Annotated in this window: 9 protein-coding genes and 1 pseudogene; 3 read left to right on the plus strand and 7 right to left on the minus strand. The window is 68.9% G+C overall.

Annotated elements, in window-relative coordinates:
* Positions 1-23: 23 nt before the first annotated feature.
* The 6 genes and pseudogenes from ABTZ94_RS21500 to ABTZ94_RS21525 all read right to left on the minus strand — a co-directional run.
* The gene (locus ABTZ94_RS21500) at positions 24-656 is read right to left on the minus strand and encodes a LutC/YkgG family protein (RefSeq protein ID WP_351202658.1); all 633 of its coding nucleotides are present in this window, start codon (positions 654-656) and stop codon (positions 24-26) included.
* Complete coding sequence (locus ABTZ94_RS21505; protein WP_351202659.1) at positions 653-2,194, minus strand: lactate utilization protein B; 1,542 nt, start codon at positions 2,192-2,194, stop codon at positions 653-655. Before ABTZ94_RS21505 ends, ABTZ94_RS21500 begins: the two co-directional genes overlap by 4 nt.
* Positions 2,191-2,958, minus strand: coding sequence for a (Fe-S)-binding protein (locus ABTZ94_RS21510; RefSeq protein ID WP_351202660.1), 768 nt, complete (start codon positions 2,956-2,958; stop codon positions 2,191-2,193). The genes ABTZ94_RS21505 and ABTZ94_RS21510 overlap by 4 nt, the downstream gene beginning before the upstream one ends.
* Positions 2,959-3,115: 157 nt before the next feature.
* The gene (locus ABTZ94_RS21515; RefSeq protein ID WP_351202661.1) at positions 3,116-3,850 is read right to left on the minus strand and encodes a FadR/GntR family transcriptional regulator; all 735 of its coding nucleotides are present in this window, start codon (positions 3,848-3,850) and stop codon (positions 3,116-3,118) included.
* 114 nt (positions 3,851-3,964) lie between these two features.
* Positions 3,965-4,246: a hypothetical protein gene (locus tag ABTZ94_RS21520; protein ID WP_351202662.1), complete on the minus strand. Its 282-nt coding sequence runs from the start codon at positions 4,244-4,246 to the stop codon at positions 3,965-3,967.
* A gap of 76 nt (positions 4,247-4,322) precedes the next feature.
* Positions 4,323-4,445: pseudogene (locus ABTZ94_RS21525) on the minus strand (LD-carboxypeptidase); the annotation flags it as partial.
* A gap of 172 nt (positions 4,446-4,617) precedes the next feature.
* On the opposite strand from ABTZ94_RS21525, the gene ABTZ94_RS21530 reads away from it, so the two are divergent.
* Together ABTZ94_RS21530 and ABTZ94_RS21535 are read left to right on the plus strand one after the other, a co-directional pair.
* On the plus strand, positions 4,618-5,493 hold the full coding sequence (locus ABTZ94_RS21530) for a DUF2510 domain-containing protein (protein ID WP_351202663.1): 876 nt from the start codon (positions 4,618-4,620) through the stop codon (positions 5,491-5,493).
* 121 nt (positions 5,494-5,614) lie between these two features.
* Positions 5,615-5,941: a hypothetical protein gene (locus tag ABTZ94_RS21535; RefSeq protein ID WP_351202664.1), complete on the plus strand. Its 327-nt coding sequence runs from the start codon at positions 5,615-5,617 to the stop codon at positions 5,939-5,941.
* A gap of 39 nt (positions 5,942-5,980) precedes the next feature.
* On the opposite strand, the gene ABTZ94_RS21540 is transcribed toward ABTZ94_RS21535, so the two are convergent.
* Positions 5,981-6,613, minus strand: coding sequence for a class I SAM-dependent methyltransferase (locus tag ABTZ94_RS21540; RefSeq protein ID WP_351202665.1), 633 nt, complete (start codon positions 6,611-6,613; stop codon positions 5,981-5,983).
* 529 nt (positions 6,614-7,142) lie between these two features.
* Between ABTZ94_RS21540 and fusA the strand changes: the two genes are divergently transcribed.
* Positions 7,143-9,242: an elongation factor G gene (gene fusA, locus ABTZ94_RS21545; RefSeq protein WP_351202667.1), complete on the plus strand. Its 2,100-nt coding sequence runs from the start codon at positions 7,143-7,145 to the stop codon at positions 9,240-9,242.
* Positions 9,243-9,270: the final 28 nt, after the last annotated feature.

Raw genomic sequence — 9,270 nt, forward strand, 5'->3', positions numbered from 1 at the left:
CGGGAAGCCGCGCACCCCGCCCCCTACGCGTCCGTCCGGATCACCACCGCCAGCGTGCGCGGACCGTGCACGCCCTCCACCCGCTCCAGTTCGATGTCGGACGTGGCCGAAGGACCGCTGATCAGCGTCGTCGGCCGCTCCGGCACCAGCCGGGCCACCGCCTCCGGCACCCCGGCCTCGACCGTCGACAGATCGACGACACACACATGCAGGTCGGGCACGAGGGACAGCGCCCGCCGCCCCTGGTCGGGCGAGCCGTCGAGAAAGATCGTGCCCGTCTCCGCGCAGCTGACGGCCGAGGCGGTGACGACCCCGTCCAATGCGTCGAGCCGGGGCGCCGGAATGTCGGCGGAGTCCTCCTGGACCTCGCCGTCGTACGCATCGAGCCACGACACATCGAGTCCGGCCGGCACACCGATCCGCTGTGCACCGTGCTCCCGCAGCACCTCGGCGACGGCCTGCGCCGTGCCGTCGGCGGTGCAGGTGTGCACGTGCGCCTTGTAGTCGACGAGCCGATCGGTGAAGAGGGCCAGCCGCTCGTCGTCGGGGAGGGTGCGGCCGGTGCGGTAGGCGCGGGGGACGGTACTGTCCGGGGTCGGAGCGAGGGCCAGGGCATCCCTGATCCTGCCCAGCACCGTTTCGCGAGCGGTCGTCACTTCTCCTCCTCCTTCTTCTGGTTCTTCTCGTACTCGTCGGCGGCGGCCCGCATCGTCGCGGCACCTTCGGCCGATGCGAACCAGGAGCGGAAGGACTGCTTGGGCGGGGCATCGGTGTCGCGGCTGTCGCTCCAGCCGTTGAACGGCGGCGGCAGATGCGAGATCTTCCCGTTTCGCCCGGCGATGACGCGGCCAAGCGCCGCGCCCTTCTGCGCGGCGGTGTACAGCTTCGGCCTCTTCATCACTCCGGCTGCGGCCTTCATCGCCAGCTTCTCCGCCGTCGTACCGGACTGTTCGGTGTGCTGGTGGCGCAGCTCGACCAGCAGCGACGGAATGTCGATCTTGACGGGGCAGGCGTCGAAGCAGGCGCCGCAGAGGCTGGAGGCGTACGGCAACGAGTTGTTGGGGTCGTCCTTTGCCGCGTGCATCCCGGCGAGCTGCGGGGTGAGGACCGCGCCGATCGGTCCGGGGTACGTCGATCCGTACGCATGGCCGCCGGCCCGTTCGTACACCGGGCAGACGTTGAGGCAGGCCGAGCAACGGATGCAGTTGAGTGCCTCGCGCCCGATCCGGTCGGAGAGCGCGGCGGTGCGTCCGTTGTCGAGGAGGACCAGATGGAAGTCCTGCGGTCCGTCGCCGGGTGTCACACCGGTCCACATCGAGGTGTACGGGTTCATCCGCTCACCGGTGGAGGAGCGCGGCAGCAACTGCAGGAAGACTTCGAGGTCCTGATAGCGGGGCAACACCTTCTCGATGCCCATGACGGTGATCAGGGTGTCGGGCAGGGTCAGGCACATGCGGCCGTTGCCCTCGGACTCGACGACACAGAGGGTACCTGTCTCGGCAATACCGAAGTTGGCACCGGAGACCGCCACCTTGGTCGTCATGAACTTCTCGCGCAGATAGGCGCGGGCCGCGGCGGCGAGATGCGCGGGTACGTTGTCGAGGCCCGGGGCGACGCCCGGGATCTCCTTGAGGAAGATCTGCCGGATCTCGTCGCGGTTGCGGTGGATCGCGGGCACCAGGATGTGCGAAGGCTTGTCGTGCGCGAGCTGGACGATCAGTTCGGCGAGGTCCGTCTCGTACGGGGTGATGCCGACCGATTCAAGGTGCTCATTGAGACCGATCTCCTGAGTGGCCATCGACTTGACCTTGATGACGTCGCTGCTGCCCGTCGCCTTGACGAGCCGGGCGACGATCTCGTTGGCCTCGACTCCGTCGCGCGCCCAGTGGACGGTGCCGCCACGCTCGGTGACCTTGCGCTCCAGTTGTTCCAGGAGTTCGGGGAGCCGGTTCATGGTGTCGTTCTTGATGGCCGAGCCGGCGTCGCGAAGCTCTTCCCAGTCGGGCAGTTCACCGGTGGCGTTCAGGCGTTTGGCGCGGATCGTGCGGGTAGCCCTGCCGAGATTGCGGCGCAGTTGTTCGTTGCGCAGTTCGTCGTGGGCGGCCTCGGGGAACTTCCGGTCGCCGCGCAGATTTCCCGTTCCGTACGGAGAACGGGGCGGGGTCGCGGGCATGCCGAGGAAGGTGCTGCTCATCGGACGGCCTCCGTCGGGACGTACGGCGAGGTGCGGGTGGAGGAGAGGATCTGCGCGAGGTGCAGGGTGCGGGTGCCCGAGGCGATCCGGGAGAGTCCGCCGCCGATGTGCATCAGGCAGGACGAGTCGCCCGCGGTGCAGACGTCGGCTCCGGTGGTGGCGATGTTGCGCATCTTGTCCTGGAGCATGGCCGTCGACGTCTCGGCGTTCTTGACGGCGAAGGTGCCGCCGAATCCGCAGCAGGAGTCGGCTTCGGGGAGCTCGACGAGGTCGATGGAGTCGACGGCGCGGAGCAGCTTCAGCGGCTTTTCGCCGACTCGGAGCATGCGCAGGGAGTGGCAGGTGGGGTGGTAAGTGACCCGGTGCGGGAAGTACGCCCCGACCCGGGTGACGTCCAGGACGTCGACGAGGAACTCCGACAGCTCGTACGTCTTGGCCTTGACGGTGGCGACGCCCGCGCGCAGCGCCGCGTCCCCGTACCGCTCGGCGACGATCTCGTGCTGATGCCGAACCGATCCCGCGCACGATCCGGACGGCATGACGACGGCGTCGATCGACGCGTCACCGAACTGCTCGGCGAAATTCCGCACCAGGGGTACGGGTTCGCGCTGGTATCCGGTGTTGACGTGCATCTGACCGCAGCAGGTCTGCCCCGGCGGGAACACCACGTCATGGCCCAGGCGGGCGAGCAGGACCGCAGTCGATTTCACCGCCTCGGGGAAGAGCGTGTCTCCCAGACAGGTGGCGAAGAGTCCGATGCGCATGGGATCTCTCCGATCGATTCTCCAATTTTTATGGTCCGACCATACTAGCCTCGGTCCGGAATGCGAAGGACGCGACACGCCGGAGTGGCATTGCAGCCAGGCCATGCCCCTGACAATTCTTTTCGAAGGCCGAAACGCCGGTCGTCGATCAACGCCCTTACGGCCGGTCGGAGTTCTCGTCGACCAGCGTGCCGTGGAGGCTGCGGATGTGCCGCTCGACCAGGTCGGCGGCCTTCGCGCCCTTGCCCGCGCGCACCAGCCGCAGGAGTTCGGCGTGTTCCGCGTTGAGCGCGGCGGCCGTGGCCGGCCAGCCCTCGGCCTCCTCCAGGGCTCGCAGGATCAGCGGGCGCACCGACTCGCGTACGGCGGAGGTGAGCGTGGAGGTCAGTTCATTGCCGGAGCTGCGGGCGATGTGTACATGGAACCGGGTGTCCAGGTCGTTGAACTCGGGCACCTCGACATCCGGCTCCCCCATCCGTACGACCAGGGCCTCCGCCTCGTCGAGGTCCTCCTTCGTGGCATGCTGCGCGGCCGCCTCGAAGCTCGACCTCTCCAGTACGACGCGCGCTTCCAGGACGTCATGGAGGCTGTAACTGCCGAGGGCGAAGTGCAGACGCAGCAGCCGCCCGAGGGCATCGTCCGGGTTGCGTACGATCCGCGCCCCGGCATCCGGCCCCCGCCCCGGCTGGGCGACCAGCACACCGATGGTCTCCAGCACCCTCAGCGCCTCACGCAGCGCGGACCGGCTCACGCCGAGAACCGGCGCGAGCTCACGCTCGGGCGGCAGCCGGTCGCCGGCCCTGAGCTCTCCGGCGAACACCCGCTGTTCGATGCTCTGGAGCACGAGTTCATGCGTACGGGACTGCCGTACGGGTTGCCACTCGACGGGCATCCGTCACCCCCTGCCCTCGGCCGGAATCGTCCGGCTGCCGTCGCGCCTGCTGCCCGATCTTCAACTATGTCACACATCACGTATGGTCGGACCAAAGACTCTGCAGCGCAGGACTCACCACTGTCGCTGTCGGCGGTCCGGGAACCGCCGACCCCCCGGAAACCGCCAACTCTCCGGGAGTACGGCGACGATCAGCCCGGCCACGGCGGTGATCACCCCGGTGAGGGGCACCGCGGTCCAGCCGCTGCCCGTCCAGGCAAGCGTTCCGGCCATCGGCCCCGGAGCGACGCCGAGGAAGCGGAGCGTGAAGCAGAGCGTGTTGAGCCGGCTGTGGACGGCGGGGTCGAGGGCGAACAGGGCTGTCTGGCTTGCGGCCCGACTCCCCCAGACTCCCACGTCGAGCACGATCACCCCCGCCGCGCACTGGGCACGACCCCCACGGCGTATTTCGCCGGCCGCGACGCGTCCGGTCTCAGTATGTGACGACGATGCGGCGGCCCGCCCCGTCCACCTCGATGTGCCCGCCGAACGGGATGATCTGCTGCGGGTCGGTGTGGCCGAGGTCGACGTCGAAAACGGCCATGGTCTCGGGCGAGCCCGCCGTTGCCCGCTCGGGCCGTACACCAGCAGCGTGACGGGATGCTGCGGCTGTGGGCGGAGCGCTTCCTCACCTGATTCACGCGCCGGCCATCTTCGCCCGACTCACCCGGTTCATCTGATCCAGTGGATTCATCCGATTCTCACGCAACCGTTCTACGGTGGGGTGCGTGACCCAGACAAGCCCGCCCGGCTGGCATCCAGACCCCGGGTATACAGGAATTGGCCCCGTGCACGAACGCTGGTGGGACGGCAACCAGTGGACCGACCATCTCCGCGTGCCGCCCGCGACGATCCGGCGCCGCCGGATGCGTATCGGCATCACCGCAGGTGCGGTCGTCCTCGCCGCCATCGGGGGCGGCCTCTTTCTGCTGTCGGACAATTCCGACGACAAGAACGAGAACGCGGCCACAGCCCCGTCCATCGCACCTTCCGATGCACCCGGCCGCGGGCCGGGCGCGCCCGGAGGCGGCGGTCGCGAGGGCGGCGGGCAGGTACCGCGGACCGAGGACGGCTACGCCACCGACCTGGCCAGCGGCATCAGCCTCCCGGTGCCCGACGGCTGGACGGGCAGGTCGGGGATCGCGGGCGCGGGAGTGACGACGGGCGAGTACGCCTGTCCCGGCGACACGTCCCAGGAGTGCGTGCGCGGCGGGGTGTTCTCCATGCCGGCGAAGGCCCTGAAGCTCGACACCACAACGGCGCAGGCCACGGCGACGAAGGACATCTCCGCCAACGCCACGGAGTCCTACGGCGAGAAGATCTACGGAGGCATCACCTCGCATCAGGAGCTCAAGTCGCAGCCGGTCACCGTGGCCGGTGAGCAGGGCTATCTGGTGCGCTGGAAAGTGGTGACGAAGAGCGGCGACGACGGGTACGTCCAGTCGCTGGCGTTCCCGTCGCCCCGCTCCAAGGACACGCTGATCGTCGTCCGTTCCGGCTTCGACATCAACACCAAGGCGCCGGAGCTCTCCGTCATGGACGACATCACCAAGGGCATCAAGGCCGCATCGGGAACGGGCTCCGGTCCCGGCACCACCGCGTAGGGGCATGGCGGACGATCACACCGGCGGGGCGGGCGTCGTACACCGGTGTGAGTACGAAAGGACGACCGGACTGAGTACGTCGTCCGATTCCTCACCGGGCCGTCGCTGATCGAATACACCCATGGCTCCTGACGCACCGCCCCGCCCCCGCATGCAGCACGTCGCCACCGCCGGTACGGCCCTGGCCGTGGCCTTGGCCCCGCTGGTGATCGGCGTGCTGCTGGCCAAGACCATGGCGACGGATCCGATGACGCCGGTCAACGCGGTGGTCACCAGGGGCGGGCAGCCTGTGCCCGTCTCGCCCGCGCAGTGGCGCAGATGCGGCAGGCATGCGCTTCGTAACTGGAAGGGTCCGCTGAACGCCTGCAAGCGCCCGGGTGCTCTTGTGCAGCGGTGCCCCGGGGTACGCCGCCCGCGACGGCTCGGGGTGCTGCTGCGCGAGCGCTGAGAGAGCAATGGGCCTGTCCTCCGGGCAGGTCCGGGTACGTCAGGTCCGTCGGCAGTGCAGGAACAACTGGGGCTCGGCCACCGCTGCTTCGTAGGCCGGGGTGAACAGGCTGCTCTGCTGCCACAGAATCGTGAATCCGGCCCCGGCGACCAGCTCGGTGAATTCGTCGGCGCCGAAGCTGGTCGCCTGCACCTTCTGTCCCATGAAGACGACGCTGACGTCCTCGACGTCCAGCGGCACCGTCGCGACGACCAGATGGCCTCCGGCGACCAACAGTCGCCCCAACTTCCGCAGGAGTCGGGACTGGTCTTCGCGGGACATCTGCAGCAACGAGAAGTACACGCAGACCGCATCGAAACTCCCCTCTTCCAGGGGAAGTTCACGAATATCGGCGCACTCGAAGGACGCACCAGGCACTTGTCGGGCCGCCAGGTCCACCATGACGGGCGAGACATCGACACCCAGCACGTCATGACCGGCGTCGGCCAGTGTCTGCGCGGTCGGCCGGCCTGTTCCGCAGCCCACGTCCAGGACCCGGCTGTGCGGTGCGATGTGCTCCAACAGCCGGTGCAGCGAGGCGTGGTGGTTGGCCGATTCCGCGAACGCCCGCTCGTACTCGGCGCCCAGCGCATCGAACACCTTCGCGGCCGGGAGGCTGTGTTCTTCGTCCATCGATGTGCGTCCTTCCATTGCCCCAGCGGTTCCTCGGGATCCTTTCATCATTCGCAGTGGCCTTCAACGCCCCATCCGTGCACGTCACATGGGGTTGAGGGCAGCCGATACGGGGACGCCCCGCCGGTTGACCGGCTAACGCACAGCGCGCTTCGCCGGCTACGGCTCCAGGCAGAAAACCCGGTGACCTGCCGGGACCGGGTTCACTACACTCGCCACCAATCGCACGCTGCAACAGCATCGCAGCGCGCCCCGTGACGAGTGAGGGGAGACCGGCCGTGCGTTACCGCGCCGCTGTTGTCGCCCGCCGGTCACGGTACGAGGTGATCCTGGTGTCTTCGTACGCCCGGTGCCTGCTGCGCGGCCGGCACCGGATGTCCGTGACGAGCAACTGACCTCTGTTTTACCGGCGTTGAGCCGCTCCGGCGGATGTGTGCCGCACCAGGGGTTTCTGTGGGGCCTGACCACAGGCCGGTTCGTCCGGGAATTGCGCCGACCCGATCCGGATCACCCCGAAAGGCCATGGGCCGTGCGTACCGACCTGCACCGTCATCTCACCAGTCCGCTGACCGGCGTTCGTAATCTGGGCATCCTCGCCCACGTCGATGCCGGCAAGACCACCGTCACCGAACGGATCCTCTACCTCACCGGCGCCACCCACAAGCGAGGCGAGGTCCATGACGGGACGACCGTCACCGACTTCGATTCCCAGGAGCGCGACCGTGGGATCACCATCTTTGCCGCTGCGGTGAGTTGCGCCTGGGACGGCCACCGGATCAATCTGATCGACACGCCGGGCCACGTCGACTTCTCCGACGAGGTGGAGCGCTCTCTGCGGGTGCTCGACGGCGCGATCGCGGTGTTCGACGCCGTCGCCGGGGTCGAACCGCAGAGCGAGTCTGTATGGCGGCAGGCCGATCGGCACGGGGTGCCGCGAATCGCCTTCGTCAACAAGCTGGACCGTGCCGGAGCCGACCTCGACGTGGCGGTCGCGTCGATACGGGCGCGGCTGCACACGGTCCCGCTGGTGGTACAGCTGCCGATCGGGAAGGAGGACGGGTTCACCGGGGTGGTGGATCTGCTGCGTATGCGGTCGCTGGTCTGGGCCGACGGCCGCGGCACGTTCGAGGAGGGCCAGGTGCCGGACACCCTGCGAGAAGAGGCGCACCGGCGCCGACGACTGCTCGAGGAGACGGTGGCGGAACTCCATCCGGTCGCGTTGGAGGAGTTCTGCGCGGGGTCGACGGTCTCCGCACAGACGCTGGCCGCCGCGCTGCGCGACCTGACCCGTACCGGTGAGGGCGTTGTGGTGTTGTGCGGTTCGGCCTACCGCAATCGAGGGATCGAGCCGCTGCTGGAGGCCGTCGTGGCTTACCTGCCATCGCCGCTGGATGTGCCGGCGGTACGCGGCACTTTGGACGGCGCGGTGCAGGAGCGGTCCGCCGACCCGACGGCACCGTTCGCCGCGCTGGTGTTCAAGGTGAACTCGACCGCCACGGGGCGGCTGACCTATCTGCGCGTGTATTCGGGAACGATCCGGAAGGGGGACGCGGTGCTGGACGTGGGCGCGCGACGCAACGAGCGGATCGGCCGGATCCTGCGGGTACAGGCCGGTCAGCACTCGGACGTCGACCAGGCGGTGGCCGGGGACATCGTCGCGGTGATCGGCCTGAGGGCCGCCCGCGCCGGGGCGACCCTGTGCACACCCGCGGCACCATTGGTTCTCGAACCGCCCTCCGTTGCCGATCCGGTCGTCTCCGTAGCGGTCGAGGCCCGCAGAAGCATCGACACCGAACGCTTGGTTTCGGCGCTGGCGCGTTTGGTCGAGGAGGATCCTTCGCTGGCGGTCCGGACCGATCCCGAGACCGGTCAGACGGTGCTGTCGGGAATGGGAGAACTGCATCTGGAGGTCGCGGTGGAGAAGATCCATCGTGCTCACGGGCTGGAGGTCGGCGTCGGCCGGCCGCAGGTGGCCTACCGGGAGACCGTCGTCCGCGGCGTGTCCGGGCTGGTGTTCCGGCACGTCAAGCAGGACGGAGGTGCCGGCCAGTTCGCTCACGTCGTCCTCGACGTGGAGCCGCTGGAAGCCGCCGGTGACAACGACAGTGGCGGCGCAGTGGACTTCGCGTTCCGGTCGACCGTCGTCGGTGGCCGCGTGCCGCAGGAGTACGTCCGGTCGGTGGAGGCCGGCTGCCGGGACTCCCTGGCCGAGGGCCCTCTCGGCGGACACCCGGTGACCGGACTGCGGGTCACGCTGACCGATGGAGCCACTCACTCCAAGGACTCTTCGGAGATGGCTTTCCGGACTGCCGGCCGGCTCGCGCTTCGGGAGGCGCTGCGCAACAGCGTGATGGTGCTGCTGGAACCGGTCGTGGAGGTCACGGTCACCGTGCCCGATGACACCGTGGGCGGGGTGCTCGGTGACCTGGCGGCACGGCGCGGCCGGGTCTCGGGCTCGACCACGAGGGCAGGCACGGCTGTGATCACCGCGACCGTGCCGCTGGCGGAGTTGTTCGGCTATGCGACCCGGCTGCGCAGCCGGACCCAGGGCCGGGGAACGTTCACCACCCGGGCCACCGGCTACGCCCCGGCGCCGAGCGCGGTGCCCCACGGGACACCGCCCCGGTAGAACCAGGGATGGCCCCGCCCGTACGGGC

Source organism: Streptomyces sp. NPDC002785 (assembly GCF_040295565.1).
Lineage (GTDB): Bacteria > Actinomycetota > Actinomycetes > Streptomycetales > Streptomycetaceae > Streptomyces.